Origin of the sequence: Pseudomonas sp. FSL L8-0168, from assembly GCF_037976155.1 — a bacterium.
Classification (GTDB): Bacteria; Pseudomonadota; Gammaproteobacteria; order Pseudomonadales; family Pseudomonadaceae; genus Aquipseudomonas; species Aquipseudomonas paracarnis.
Genome location: NZ_CP150262.1, coordinates 5538565 through 5552922, shown reverse-complemented (window position 1 = coordinate 5552922; position 14358 = coordinate 5538565). Strand labels below are relative to the sequence as shown.

Sequence of the window (14358 nt, the reverse complement as noted above, 5' to 3'; positions counted from 1 at the left end):
CCCTTAAAACAGCAGTTAAAAGACATAACATCCTTTTACGTTAGAAGTTTCGTATCTCCATGACTTTATTAGCCGATCCGCAGCGACAAAAACCGAATATCGGCAATCTCTAATCCAAGTTATGTAATACCGCCTGCCTCCGTTTTCATCAACAACCTTATCAAAGGTCTTATTTTTATTTACAGGCGACCAATATGAGTCGCCACATCCTCGAGTGCAGTCTTTGTAAAGGTGGGAATCGAAATGAGTACCTACCCATAGATTCATTCCATTTTCCCAATTGGAATGGGAAGGTGCGCAGCCAGCCAAGGCCGACAATAATACTACTAAAAGCCATTTATTAATTTTCACGCTTTTTCTCCGACTCAATTGCTGGGCGCTACTTATCGTACAGTGCTCCATAATTTACAAGCAGAGCAGGCGGCACGAACAAAAGGGGACAGATTTATTTAATAGGTATTTTTCAACTCTAACTTAAATAAATTCTTCCCCTTTTTTTCAGTCTCCTTTTTTCATTTCCACATTATTGCTAACACACCCTCATCTCTAACCCAAAAAAATCTATCCTACCTTTTAAAATACAACACTTGGAAATACTTTACGAAACATATGCTGTATCGCTGGCAACCGGGCTAGTTCGTCCAACATTTCGGCAGCCGAAAGCGGCATATCGTAGGGTACCGTGCCACGGAGCAGTGCTATTCCATATAAGGCATATTCCTCGTTTTTAGAGTGACTCCAATTTGGAACATAGCCAATTACTTTGTAGATCTTGAAAATAGGCTCATCAAACTCAATCAAATCATATAAAAAATCTGGAGCTCCCTCCGCCCCTAAAAATCCTGCGCACCACGATTGTAACTCTGATCTATCAATAGCCTCGCAGAACAGACAGGTAATTACAAACCCTAAAAGCTCATCACTGTAACGCTCAGTTTTTTCTATAATCACTTTCCGCCCCCCATAGCTTCACCACCTATGTGTCCAATTTTGCTGTGAACAAAAGGGGACTGAACGAAAGGGGACAGATTTATTTAATATACCTTTCAACTCTAACTTAAATAAATCTGTCCCCTTTTCCTTGAGTGAAAATCGGGCGGCCTTTGTGTCGCCCGCTTTGTGCGTGAGCAATCCAACCAAAAAACCGGTCCACTTTTTTCGTCATTTCACGCAGCAAACTTGATCATCAGAAAGATAATAAAGTCCCTCCAGTTTTCCGCAAATGGAAGGAAGACCAAAAATCGGTTCTGAGGTATAAGAAATAGGCAACTCGGATCTAATCAAATCGGCGAACTCCGAACTTTCCCACGCGGGAGTTACTATACCGTTCCAAAAACTTACGGCCTCTCCCGTTCCAGACAATACAACAGGCCTCAAGTATTCAACTGCAAGATTGGAGTCCCAATACAAATAACCGCAATACACAGAGCCATTTTCACCAAAAAAATCAGCTCGAACGATAATCTGAAAGTCTGAGCACGTTTCCTGTTCGGCGAGGGGGCGTATAGTTAATTCGTCCTCCACGGTGTCGTCCATCGGAAAGAACCAAACGCTATAACTACCAAGATCATCAATCGTCAGCTCACATACTTGTTTATCCGTCATAACTCGCCGCGCCCTATGCAATTAAGCACAACAAAATAGGACAGGTTTATCTGATACACTTTCCCAGCTAAAATTTAAATAAATCTGTGCCATTTTCTCTCTATCCCTTATAGCGCCTATTGGTTTAAGTCAGCCATTAGTTTAGCTATCACTAACTCGAAAGCATTCTGCAAAGCGCTACGGAGAGCTTCAGGGTTTGTTGCGTACTCCTGAGGTGTATACGCCTGGACATTTCCCTCACTGAACGCTGTTACAGTTTCGAAATTCCTCCAAACTACTGCGTCGCCGAGCTTCATGGTCGCTACAATGCCCACTGTGGGATAAAGCTCTGCACTGTAGTTTTTCAAGGCAAAGCCCCATTCGGACACGACAAATTCTATATGCGCATCGGCCCGGCCGCCCTCCGGTTCAACTTTGAATAAATGCTCAGCACTGATCCGTGCCTCCAACAGTTGTTTGAACAACTGCCTTGGATCTATTTCGTTACGCTGCAAGTTCAACAAAATTGCCTGCCGTGGACTTGAAGCTCCACCATCAGCCACTTTCGCGCCCGCTGCCACACCCACGCCAGCCATAGCACTGGTAGCGACTTTGGACGAATCCGATGCCATTCCCACAGCCACCCCGGCACCGGCACCTAAGCCGGCCCCCCAGGCTTGATCCATGCTGGTGTACTTGAACTGCTGCTCCGAAAACGAGGCAGGCAAAATAGTGACAGTCGTGATTTTATGGCGGTTTTCAATGCTCAGGTCTTGTGTTACGCAGCCAACCAGCAGAAATAAAGTGCAAAAAACTACGAAAATTTTTTTCATACATAACACTCTTGAAAGTTAGGCGAACTTGAAAACTAAACCCAAAAGGCTTACCCCCCTAAATAAACGCAACTTCGCCCATCAAATCTTGACGCCCACCTTAGTTATAGCACGACGAAAGGCCATTTTTGTGTCAGATTCACGAATAAATCGCCTCAACACCACGACTAAACATAGCGAAACTTCCAGAGATCACCGCTCTTCATCCAATATCTCTCAGCATCTGGTATTAAAAAACTAAAATCTGAACACTTGGATGTCCAATCAGAATATGAGAGTTCCTCGTGGAATCGGTCTTGATCCATATGCATATATATTCTTCTATCAAAATTAATATAGAATACGGGCAACCTAGACGCTACACGGCCAACAAGACCGAATATATCCGCACTCAAACTCGCGCCTGACAAAAAGTAGCCCTCAACCTCTTTCAACAACCGGGGTAAACTACAGTCGTCATCCAGCTCAAAAATTTTTGAAAGGTCTTCACCCGTCAACACACCTTCACTAACACTATTTAGATACTGCGAAAAATTATCGGCTGTTAGCTTTAAAATTCCACCACGGAACACCCTACACGCTTCTTCATACTGCGCCTGGGTTATATGCCCTTTATCCAAATATGCGCGATAGTCTTTTTCCGCATCCAATGAAAAGTTATACTTATAATCCAAAACCCAATAACACTTAGCACCACTTACAAAAAAACAGATACTTTTCTCACCAGACCATAAACCATCAAGCACTTCTTTATTTAAATTCAATTCCCGAACTCCTTTAAAAATTCTTCATGAGCGTAAATGCGGGCGTTGCTTGAGTGCTTTTCAAGCAACGATTCCCACACCTTAGGAAGTTCCAGGGCTGTCCCAGGCTTGGTCGGATCTACAATTTTAGGCGCTGACGGGTCTCGGTTGACTCCTGGAATCGGACGTTGAGGAACTGCGTTAGCCATAATTTCACTATGGAGTTTAGCATCGACATCAAATACAACCACGATAGAAAAAGGGGACAGATTTATTTAATATGCTTTTCAACTCTAACATAAATAACGCCCCCCTTTTCTACTCTCGTTTAAGCACTTTAATCGCACCATAACTTTCTGGTCGAAACCCACTTGGCCAGACAGTAGCGTCATTATACGTAGCGCCCAAAAAAAACGCCTCTTCGATTCTATTTGCACAAAGATCAGCGCCACATAAATTTGATCTAATAAAGCTAGCACCACCAATATCAGCACCATCAAAACTTGCACATGAAAGATTTGCACCGGCAAAATCAGCAAATGCTGCCATTGCGCCTGCGAAAGAAGTATTACTCATAACTGAATTCATAAAATTTGAATTCATCAGAGCTGCTCGATCAAATATAGCTCGATCTATAAACGCGTTAACAAATGAGGCACTTCTCAGATTCGAACCAGAAAAGTCGGCACTTCCAATATTAAGCTCATCAAATATAGCGCGATGCAACTGCAACCCTTTCAAACTTGCACCAACAAAACCATTTAAAGGTAGAGTTAATATCTCGCCCGTCTCAAAATTAACATTAATCATTTATCCCCCCAATCCACCGGATCCACCTTCACCTCAGACATTGGCTTAGTTAAGCCAGCTTTATTCGGCGGTAATGTTCCAACAAAATGGGACAGATTTATTTAATAGGCTTTTCAACTTTAATTTAAATAAATTTGTCCCATTTTTTAGTCCCCTTTTTTTCATTTCCACATTATTGCTAACACACCCTCATCTCTACCCCAAAAAAATCTATCCTACCTTTTAAAATACAACACTTGGAAATACTTTACGAAACATATGCTGTATCGCTGGCAACCGGGCTAGCTCGTCCAACATTTCGGTAGCCGAAAGCGGCATATCGTAGGGTACCGTGCCACGGAGCAGTGCTATTCCATATAAAGCATATTCCTCGTTTTTAGAGCGACTCCAATTTGGAACATAGCCAATTACTTTGTAGATCTTGAAAATAGGCTCATCAAATTCAATCAAATCATATAAAAAATCTGGAGCTCCCTCCTCCCCTAAAAATCCTGCGCACCACGATTGTAACTCCAATCTATCAATAGCCTCGCAGAACAGACAGGTGATTACAAACCCTAAAAGTTCATCACTGTAACGATCAGTTCTTTCTGTAATCACTTTCCGCCCTCGAATCTCCCCTTTTTTAGGGGGGATAGATATTATCTAATAGGTCTTGTACTGCCATAACAGATCTAAATACATTTCCCCCACTCTTTTATTTTCGACAAACAAAGAACTTATCTTCACTGAGATACCCAATACCGCCTAAGCGCCAAAATTCGAAATATGAACGAAAGTCAAAATCCAGATTTATTAAAGGCTGCCCCATATACCAAGCCAAATAATAATCAGCGGCAACTCCGTAAAGGGCCTCAAACAGTGCGTACTCTTGCTCTGTTTTTAGCAACCTGCAATCCCTGACCTGATCCCCCACCAGTTCAAGTATCCAGTTGCTGGGAACGTCTAATTTATCATAATCGTTAAATTGATCTTTACTTCCATACAACAGTTTTGCACGTTGGCATATCCCGTATAACTCGTCGTCTCCAAGAGACTTACAGAAACTTGCCTGAGCTTGCAACCAGAGTTTTGCCTTTTGCATCAATTCAAAGTCGCTAGATTCAATCGTCGGGCATAGATATAACTTATCTTCAAGCGTACCAGCTTGGATCACCTCATTCACGCGCGATACCAAACTGTCAGCTTGAGGAAAATAGCTTAACGCTTCAGTAATTTCAGTTAGAGAAGAATGTACTTTGAACAGAGCTAAAAAATGCGACTTATCAAAATAAGTTCTTCCCTCACAAAAAGCGCACCAGTCATTTAAAAGGGTAGGCATTAATTTCTTCCTCTTGGTAACTCCGGCAAAAGAGAAGGATCGATTTTCCATCGATCGCGCAATGCCGTTACGCCCTTATTAAATTCGTTTAGGGACTTACTGTTATCAATAACAGCTTTTAGCTCATTATGGAAAGCACCTGAAGCATTCCCACCGTGACCGCCTGGTACCCCATCAATAGGGTTGACCCATGTCAATTCGGATGTTTTTGTTCTGAAACGCTGAATTTCACTCATCGGCACCCCCCATTGTTTGAATTCAGGAGCGCGACAAACCATACACCACTCATGCAAACCTCCTGGCTGACGAATTCTCGCCTCAATTGCCTCTCGGGTAGCCCTGTTTTCCCAAAGCACGTCTAGCTCTGCTGGCGACAGGTCGTCAAACCAACGTGTGAAAGCGCCGTTACGAACGCTAGGCACTTTGCCGTCAGGCACAAGCTCTTGAAACGTCCGGTCAGTGTGGCTTTCGCTTACAGGCGATCCGGCAGAAGGCACCTCATGAATCGAACAGCTTCCCGCATTACAGGTATAACAAGGCCCAATGTTATGTACCCAGGTACTTAGCTTGCCAACATAGAACGTATGTCCAATATCCACCGTCAGGTTGTACGTTTTACCCTGCGACTGCAGCAGCTTTATTGATACAACGGAGATCGAAGCCTCTTGAGTCGCCCCATCCCCCAACGACTGCAGTTGATCACCCGGCTTGAGCTCTATAAGTGGCACAAAGCCTTTGCGCTTAGGCACGTAGAACGGATGACCCGGCGTCACTTGCAGAGTCTCAGTGATACCTTGACCGGCACTGCCGTTCTTCACAAGCGTCAGCTGATAGATCGGTTGATCCGTGCGAATGTGGGTTGCTGAGACCTTCGACGCGAACGGCTCACCGCCTTCTTCAGGTTTAGTCCAGACGACGTCGCCCACCCTGAGCGCGTCAATGGCTCGTTCACCATCAGGGGTGGCGACCATAGTCCCGGCTGCAAAACAGCATGGGCTATAGCCTGCTAATTTGGCCTGTGCTTGGTTGGCAAACTGTTCAGTCCCCTTACCCGCCGCCGCATCCAAGCCTTTACCAGCGGCTGACTCAATGCCCTTTCCGGCAACAGTTTCTGCAGCCTTGCCAGCGATAGCCTCCGTACCTTTAACCGCTAATGCGTCGCGCGCGGCCAACTCTTTGATTGCGCTTAACAATGCTCCCTTGCCTACTCCACCTATGGGCATAAGCTCAGCAAGCAGCTTGAGATCAATATCTGAATTAATGCCACCACTTGCCAAAACACGTAGCCGGTCTATTTGCTCTGCTTGGGAGGCGGCGTCAGAACTGAGCGCGGCGATCTCAGGGAGTTTCGTGATAGCCGTACGCTCTCCGTATTGCTCGGACCACGCATCAGGCACAACACCCATGCCACCAGGTTCGTTGTTGTAGGTTGTGTTACTTGAAGGATTGAACAGCAGCGAATCCTTGTACTGCTTTTCTGTGGACTTGAACGCAACGACCTGATCCCCGTTGGCAACAATGGGGCTGCCATCTCCCCAGGTCAGCAGGACTTTCTCGTTTTGCAGCTTGGTGATAACTCCCCGCGCAACAGTCAGGTCGTCACCTAATGCTTGCCCTTCAGGGTTAGAAGGACCGTAACCGGCCAGAATCCCTTGAAGCTCATTGTTGGTTTTCTGATCGACCTCGCCTCCGGCAACAAACGTTAGGAGCGCATCCCACTCAAAACCAGATCGGCTTTGACCTTTGGTGGCATCTAAACTCTTGGCCTCTTGGGCCAGTCGTTTCTCTTCTTGAACGTGCAACTTGCGGTTGTATGACTGTGCATTCCCAGCGATTTCCGAGCCCATGGCGACATCGCCATCAACACTCGCGGCAGCGAGCAATCCCACCAGTTTCGAAGCCGCATTGACCAGACGATCGTGTTCCGCTGGATCATTGCCACTGAGCAAAGGCGACTTATCCAACGCCACAATAAGGGCTTCGTTAGCACCCGCAGCCATCGCTCCCGTTTTAAAGTCGCCGCCCATTGCTTCTGAAAGCAAACCACCTACAACAGCATGCAGTGCAGTTTTGCTCAGGTCGCTGTCTTGAAGTTTGAAGGCATTACCAAAATCACCAACGCCGGTGAACGCGGTCGCCTGCATTACATCGAAAAGGCTGCCCTTCATTGCATCCTTGAAGCTGCCTTGTCCAAGAGCTTCAGAGAGCGTTCCGCGCACGGCACCGCCAGCCAATTGGATCGTTCCAAAACGGCCAATCGCTGCGGGGTCATTCCAATGGGGTACGACGCTTGGTCCACTTACCTTGTTAGTTACAGGGTCGCTCTGCGCGCCAAACCAATTGCCACTGGCGTAATTCACAAAGCCCGCAGAAGCGCCCGCGATCAGTGACTGCTTCAAGCTGTCGCTGCTGAAGGTTTCCTTGAATGCGGCCCCCAAGTTGCCTTTATTGTTTATGGTGCTGACGACGCCGGTACTGGCAAGCGAGGTCAACGAGGCAGTCGCGATGACGTTGCCCAACCCTGCTGCAGTTCCTGCGACTGCTGCGGTGGTCGACGTCGCAGCGGTAGCGGCTGTCGCGGCAGCCATAGTGGAGCCGGCCCCTACAGCGCTACCTGCCGAAGCAGCTAGCGCACTGGCCGCTCCCGCCGTCAACACGGTGACAACGATGATAATTGCCAGCATTGCGCCTTGGCCGAGGCTGGAGTGGCTGTATTTAAAGGAGTCGTGCAACTCCTTCACATGCCGCCAATCCACATCCCCACGCTTCTCGGCTTCTTTCAACCAAGCCAACTGTGGGTCTGCTTTGACCATCACATCAATCGTCTGGCTAACCGTGTTCTGATCAATCTGTTTAATGTCGATCTTCAGCCCGTTAACCGCCTTGATCGCCAACTCACCCTGTGCCTTCAACTCACTTTGGCGCAACGTCTCGTCGGTATTCCCCTTGCCCTTCGCGCTGGTCCACGCCAGGTCACTCTTGCTCTTCTCGTGGCTCTCCTGGTGCAGGTCTTTGACCGCCTCGAAGGTCACCGCGCCGCCACTGGTGATGGCCAGGTCCTTACCGCTCTCAAGCTTGGCCCGCTGATACAGCTGATCACCGCCACTGACCAGCGACAGATCACCACCAGTCTTGATCTCAGTCCCCACATTTGTAACGTGGGTCACCTCATCACGCTTGGTCTTCTTCGCGCCCCAGCCCCCCTTCTCCTTCATGTCGTAAAGGCTGTAGGTGCTGTTCTGCGCAGCCAACAAACTCAACTTATCCCCGCTATATAGATAAGCCTCATTCCCCGCACTGATCCTGCTCGCCACGATCGTGGTGTCACGCCCCGCCTGGCTGACAAAATCCCCACCCGCCGTCAGCACGCTCGCCACTTGAGTGGTCTGGTCGTCCGAGGTCTTGATGCGTTTTTTGCCGTCCTTTTCCTTGCCCTCAACGTTGTGCATGTCGCTGACCGAGGCGACGTTGAGGTCGCGGCCGGCGGCGATGTTGAGGTCTTTGCCGGCGGTGGCGGTGCTGCCGATGATGTTGACGTCTTGCCCGGCCTGCATGTTGAGGTTGCCGCCCGCCGTGACGCTGGCGGCGAGGTTTTTGACGTCGGTGGTGATGCTGGATTTCTCGCCGCCGTTGCGGGTCTCGTGTTTGACGCTGGTGTCGCTGGCGGCGATGAGGTTGAGGTCGCGGCCGGCGGTTAAGTTAGCGTCGTTGCCCGCTACCAGTGCGCCTCGGTTGGTGAGGTCGCGGCCGGCGTCGATGGCGAGGTTTTCGCGGGCGACGATGGTGCCGGCGCTGGTGTCGGTGAGGGTGCGCATGCCGGCGCCGTCACGTACCTGGATGGCGGTGGTCTCGTTGGTGATGTCGCCTTTGAGCGCCGTGAGGCTGACTTGCTTGCCGCGGATTTCGCCGGCCATGGCGTTGCGGATGCTGTCCTGGGCCAGCAGGTTGAGGTTGTTGCCGGCTTCGACCAGGCCGCCGGTATAAATGCTGCCGCTACTGATGGCGGAGAGGTTGTTGCTGGCGCGCAGGGTGCCGACGTTGATCAGGTCGCCGCCGGTGACCAGGTTGAGGTCGCGGCCCTGGATGAGGCTGTTGCCGCGCACGTTGCGCGAGTCGGCCTGGGCCAGGTACAGCACCGGCACGAGCACGGTCTGGCCTTCGATGACGCGGTTTTCCATCCACACGATGTCGTGGGTCAGGGCGCCGACTTGCTGGTCGGTGAGGGCCACGCCCAGGCTCAGGCGCAGGGCGTCTTTGCTGGCGAGGCCGTTGTCCATCAGGTAGCGGAACTGGTCGGCGTCGCTGTACAGGCCGCCGGCGAGGAAGCGTTGGCCGGTTTGCGCGAGGACGGCGTCGCGGATCAGGCGGGTTTCGTACTGGCCGTCACCGAGGCGGCGCCAGGCGTTGTCGGCGGTGAAGCCGAGTTTGCCGAGCATGTAGTCGGAGCTGAAGAAGCCCGACACCGAGGTGAACTCGGGGTTGGTCTCGATCAGGTAGTGGCTGGTAGGGTCGGCGTTTTTGACGAACAGGCCGTACTCGCCCTTGGGCAGTTGGAAGGTGGGCGAGGTGGTGGGGTCGACCGGGGCGAAGGCGGTGCCGGTGTAGTCCACCGGTACGAAGCCGCCACCGGGGGCCACGCCCACGACGGGCAATACGCTGCCCGGCGCCTGGGCGCTCGGGTCGTTGACGTGTTTGCTCAGGTTGATATTGATGCCGCCGACGGGGATGCCGGTCTGGTCGTCGCCGAGGGTGCCGGTCAACTGGGCCAGGGTGTTGTTGTGCAGCGTACCGTTTTGCAGGGTGCGGGCGACGTTGAGGTTGACCGTGCCGCCCGCTTGCAGGGTGGCGTCGTAGCCGGGGCCGCTGTTGTTGGTCCAGGTGGTGACGTCACTTGCGTAGGCGAACGGCAGGCTATTGGGTGAGCGGCTTTTGAGTTCTTCGAAGCGCGCCTTGTCGAAATTCCCAGCCGCCGTGGCCGCATTGAACGCGGGCACGTCGACGTATTGCATGCGTTCAAACAAATCGTCGGAGACGTGACCTGGCGTGCCGATGACAAGCTTGCGCTGGCCCGTGCGCGTGGCGGCGCCCTGGTTGAGCAGGTCACCGGCGGTGATGCTCAGGTCGCCATTGGCGGCCATCAGGCTGTAGCGGTTCTGCACCGTGTCGCCTTGCAGCAGCATGTTTTTGCCCGCCACCAGGCGCGCCGCTACCGAGTCCTTGGTCGCCGCCTCAAGGTACGTCTCGTAGATGGTGATCTCGCCACGTTCCCAGTTGTCGCTCTCGCCGCAGTGCTGGCCACAGATCCAACTCAAACTGCCGGTGGTCAGCGTTTGCCCGAGTTCGAATTCATCTTTGGCGTTTTCGATAAAGCCCGCATTGATGCCGATCGAGCCTTCGCTTTCAACGGTACCGGAGCGGTTGCTGAACAGCACGGCACGCCCGCCATCGCGAGCGGCGAAGCTCAGGTTGCCTTTGCTGTAGACATCGCCATAGCTGTTGCTGAAGCCATTGCTGCGCAAGGTCATGTCGCCGCCGCTGAACAGCAGCGTGTTGGCGGCATTGGTGATGCTGTTGACTGCGGTGAGGTTCACTGCACCCTGGGCACCGAGGGTGCCACGGTTGTTGATTTGCGCGGCGGCGATGTCCAGTTGCTGGCGGGCGGTGAGGAAACCGAGGTTGTCCAGGGTGCCGCCCAGGGTCAGGCGCGCATTGGTGGCTGCCAGGCGGCCGCCGTTCTGGCTGAGGTTGTTGGCGGCGACGGTGAGTGTTTGCAGGGCCGAGACGCGGCCGCTATTGCTCATATCGCCGGTGGTGATGCTGATGTCGCCGTCGCTGAGCAGTTCGCCGCCGTTGTCCAGGCTGGCCACGTTGAGGATCAAGCCCTTGGCGCTGGCCATGCGGTCGCCGGCCTTGAGGGCCAGCCCTTGGTCGCTCTTGTAGGTGAGCACGTCGTTGAGTTGCACGCGGCCCAGGCCGTCGACTTTACCGAATGCCCAGTCGGCGCTGCCCATGCCCTGGATATTGCCTTGGCTGCCTGCGAGGCTGGCGGTGTTGAGGTGGAACAGGCCGGTGCCGGCGTGTTGCAGCATGCCGTTCTGGTTGTTGAGGCTGGCGGCGTCAAGGCTGAAGGCCTGGCTGCCGAATTCGAGGGTGCCGTTCTGGTTGTTCAACGCACCGCTGAGGTTGAGTTTGCTGCTGGCGCCGCCCAGGGCCCGCAGTTGCCCGCTGGCGCTGTTGTCCAGGTTGCCGCCGGTGAGGGTCAGGCCCTGGTTGGCTTCGATCAGGCCGCCCTGGTTGCTGAGGGTGTCGCGTGAGGTCAGGTTGATCTGATTGCCGCTGACCTGGCCGCCCGCGCTGTTGTCGAGGGTGGCGCCGCTGACGGTCACTTGTTCTTTGCCGAACAGTTTGCCGCCACGGTTGGCCAGGGCTTCTACGGTCAGTTGCAGGTTGCCGACCAGGCTTGCCATCAGGCCGCCGCTGGCGTTGTCGACGCTGTTGGCGGTGACGGTCAGGCTGTCGCCCTGCACGGTACCGCCCTGGTTATCCAGGCGGGTGGTGTTCAGTTCGGTGAGCGCGCCGCCGCTGAGGATCAGGCCCTTGCGGTTGCTCACATCCTGGCCGCTGTAGCTCAGGCCTTCGGCGCCGGCCAACAGTTGGCCGTTGTCGTTGTTCAGGTGCTGAGCGGCGATGTCCAGGCGCTTGCCGCGCAGGGTGCCGCCGTCGTTATTGAGGGTGGTGAGTTGCTTGACCAGCACGCTGCGCTCGCCCGCGTCGATCTGGCCGCCGACGTTGGTGAGCAGGTCGCTGACCTTGAGCACCACGTCGCCGCCATCGCTGATCAGCGCGCCTTTTTTGCTGTTGGTGAAGGTCTGCGCGGTGACGTCGACGGTCTGGCCCAGCAGGATGCCGGCGCTGTTGTCCAAGCGCTCGCCTTGCAGTTGCAGCAGGCCCTCGCTCTGGATGCGGCCCTGGGCGTTGAGCAACTGGCCCGGGCCTTTGAGCAGCAGGCTTACGCCCTGGGCGCCACCGGCCAGCAGGCCGGCGTTGCGGTTGTCGAGGCCCGAGGCACGCACGTCGAGGTGGTCGCCCAACACGCGCCCGGCGCGGTTGTCGATGTCGCCGCCGGCCACGTCGAGCAGCAGTTGCTTGCCGACGATCGTGCCGCCCTGGTTATCCAGGTTGGCGGCGTGCAGTTCGATATCGCCCTGCCCGGCCTGCAAGCGGCCCTGGGCGTTGTTGAGCTGTTGTGCGGCGGTGAGGGTGAGCTTGCCGGTGTCGGCGCTCAGTACGCCGCCTGCGTTGCTGCTGAGGGTGCCGGCCGTAACGTTCAGATCGGTGCTGGCCTGGGCGAAACCCTGATTGTTGTTGAAGGTGTTGGAAACGGCGAGGTTGAGCGCGCCGCCGTCGGCCTGGATCAGGCCCTTGAGGCTGTTGTCGAGGTTGCTGGCAGTGACGGTCGCGGTCCTGGCCACCAGTACGCCGTTCTGGTTGTTCAGGCTGCCGGCGTTGACGGTCAGGTCGTTGGCGATGACTTGCCCGCCGCTGTTGTTCAGGTCGGCACTGGTGAGCACCAGGCTGCCGCCGGCCATTTCGATACGGCCCTGGCGGTTGTCCAGGGACGCGCTGTTGAGCGTGGCGGCCTGGCCTTCGCCGAAGCGGATCAGGCCGCCAAGGTTGACGATGGCCGGTGAGCTGATCGCCAGGCTCTGCTCACCGAACAGGCGCGCAGTGGCGCCCTGGTTGGTGAGCTTGGCGCTGCTGACCTCGACGCTCTTGGCCTGGATGATCGCGCCCTGGTTGGTCAGCGCTTGTGCGGCGGTGATCGCCAGGGCGCGGCTGGCCAACAGGTTGCCGCTGGTGGTGACGGTTTGCGCGTTCACCACCAGATCGCCGATGGTGTTGCGGCTGTTATCAGCGGCGACGCCGGCTTCGATGATGCCGGGGTTGTTCACGCTGGCCGCGTTGATCTCGATGCGCTGGCCGGCGGCGATGCTCTTGCGGTTGACCAGCGCCTGGGCGCTGGTGACCTGCACGTTGCCGTTGGCGTAGACCTTGTCGGTGAGGTCGACGTTTTGCGCGGTGACTTTGACGTTACCGGTGGCCGCCGCCTGCGCCATGCTCAGGCGCCCGTTGGCGTCGAGCTGAATATCGCCACCACTGGCGGCCAGGGTGCCGTCGAGCTTCACGCCCACGCCGGCTTCGGTGCCCACCAGTTTGATTGCGCCGGCATACATGCCGCCCAAGGCCGAGGAGTCGATTGCCAACTCGGGCTTGGTGCTGCCGTCATCGGCACGGGCGGTGGTTTTCAGGCTTTGCGCATCGACGTCGTTGCGCCCGGCGATCACGTTGAGTTCGCGGGCGTTGATTTGTGCGTTGATCTTGGCCGAGCGGGTGATGATGTCGAAACGTTCGACGTTGCTGGCGTTCAAGCCTTCGCCGTCGATGGTCACGGCGCCGCCATCCACTTCATAGCGCTGCAATTGGCCGCTGGCGTCGAGCACCGGTTTGCCGGTGGTGAGGGTGACGTTGGGGGTGTTGATAAAGCCGCAACCGCTGCACGTCACGCCGTACGGGTTGGCGACAATGACCTTGGCCGACTGCCCCGCCACTTCGGTGTAGCCGCGCAACTGGCTGGGGCTGCCGCCGTTGACTTCGTTGAGGATGACGTTCGCCGCGCCGCCCTTGAGATTGGGGTTACCGACAATGATCCCGCCCAGTTGGGTGTTGACCATGGCGCTGTTGCCGTTGTTGAGGATCACGCCGTTGGGGCCGACGTTGTAGTCCTTGAACTGGTTATGGGACAGGCCCGCGCCATTGGGGGTGGCGATGTTGACCACCGGCACGCCATTGCCCGCCGCGCCCACGGTGGTGCCCGGCGCACTGACCACGATGCCCTCAGCCTGGGCCAGCAGCGGCTGCCAGAACAATGCGTTGGCGAGGATCAAGGCCAGCCCGCGCTTGGGCAGGCCGAAGAACGCGTCCCGGCGCTTCAGGGCGGCAGAAGGTTGGCGGGCCAGGAAGGCGAATTGGCGAACATCCATTGTCAGGCTCTCATGCAGCGGGGCGT

Annotated in this window: 8 protein-coding genes; all 8 read right to left on the bottom strand. The window is 54.4% G+C overall.

Annotated elements, in window-relative coordinates:
• Positions 1-573: 573 nt before the first annotated feature.
• The 8 genes from MHH62_RS25465 to MHH62_RS25430 all read right to left on the bottom strand — a co-directional run bounded on the left by MHH62_RS25465 (position 574) and on the right by MHH62_RS25430 (position 14332).
• The gene (locus MHH62_RS25465) at positions 574-951 is read right to left on the bottom strand and encodes a hypothetical protein (protein WP_081088332.1); all 378 of its coding nucleotides are present in this window, start codon (positions 949-951) and stop codon (positions 574-576) included.
• A 210-nt stretch (positions 952-1161) separates the two neighbouring features.
• Positions 1162-1605, bottom strand: coding sequence for a hypothetical protein (locus MHH62_RS25460; RefSeq protein ID WP_072435749.1), 444 nt, complete (start codon positions 1603-1605; stop codon positions 1162-1164).
• A 116-nt stretch (positions 1606-1721) separates the two neighbouring features.
• Positions 1722-2417 (bottom strand): hypothetical protein, encoded by a 696-nt coding sequence (locus MHH62_RS25455; protein WP_019819568.1) that lies wholly within the window; start codon positions 2415-2417, stop codon positions 1722-1724.
• A gap of 167 nt (positions 2418-2584) precedes the next feature.
• Positions 2585-3181, bottom strand: a complete 597-nt coding sequence (locus tag MHH62_RS25450; protein ID WP_019819566.1) for a hypothetical protein — start codon at positions 3179-3181, stop codon at positions 2585-2587.
• A 297-nt stretch (positions 3182-3478) separates the two neighbouring features.
• On the bottom strand, positions 3479-3970 hold the full coding sequence (locus tag MHH62_RS25445) for a pentapeptide repeat-containing protein (protein ID WP_339232110.1): 492 nt from the start codon (positions 3968-3970) through the stop codon (positions 3479-3481).
• 222 nt (positions 3971-4192) lie between these two features.
• Positions 4193-4570, bottom strand: a complete 378-nt coding sequence (locus tag MHH62_RS25440; RefSeq protein WP_014716395.1) for a hypothetical protein — start codon at positions 4568-4570, stop codon at positions 4193-4195.
• A gap of 97 nt (positions 4571-4667) precedes the next feature.
• Positions 4668-5291, bottom strand: coding sequence for a hypothetical protein (locus MHH62_RS25435; protein WP_014716394.1), 624 nt, complete (start codon positions 5289-5291; stop codon positions 4668-4670).
• On the bottom strand, positions 5291-14332 hold the full coding sequence (locus MHH62_RS25430; RefSeq protein WP_339232109.1) for a filamentous hemagglutinin N-terminal domain-containing protein: 9042 nt from the start codon (positions 14330-14332) through the stop codon (positions 5291-5293). Before MHH62_RS25430 ends, MHH62_RS25435 begins: the two co-directional genes overlap by 1 nt.
• Positions 14333-14358 lie beyond the last annotated feature (26 nt).

Coding starts and splice junctions, on each gene's coding strand:
- MHH62_RS25460 (WP_072435749.1), bottom strand. CDS start 1,605: ATGACGGATAAACAAGTATGTGAGCTGACGATTGATGATCTTGGTAGT.
- MHH62_RS25455 (WP_019819568.1), bottom strand. CDS start 2,417: ATGAAAAAAATTTTCGTAGTTTTTTGCACTTTATTTCTGCTGGTTGGC.
- MHH62_RS25445 (WP_339232110.1), bottom strand. CDS start 3,970: ATGATTAATGTTAATTTTGAGACGGGCGAGATATTAACTCTACCTTTA.
- MHH62_RS25435 (WP_014716394.1), bottom strand. CDS start 5,291: ATGCCTACCCTTTTAAATGACTGGTGCGCTTTTTGTGAGGGAAGAACT.
- MHH62_RS25430 (WP_339232109.1), bottom strand. CDS start 14,332: ATGGATGTTCGCCAATTCGCCTTCCTGGCCCGCCAACCTTCTGCCGCC.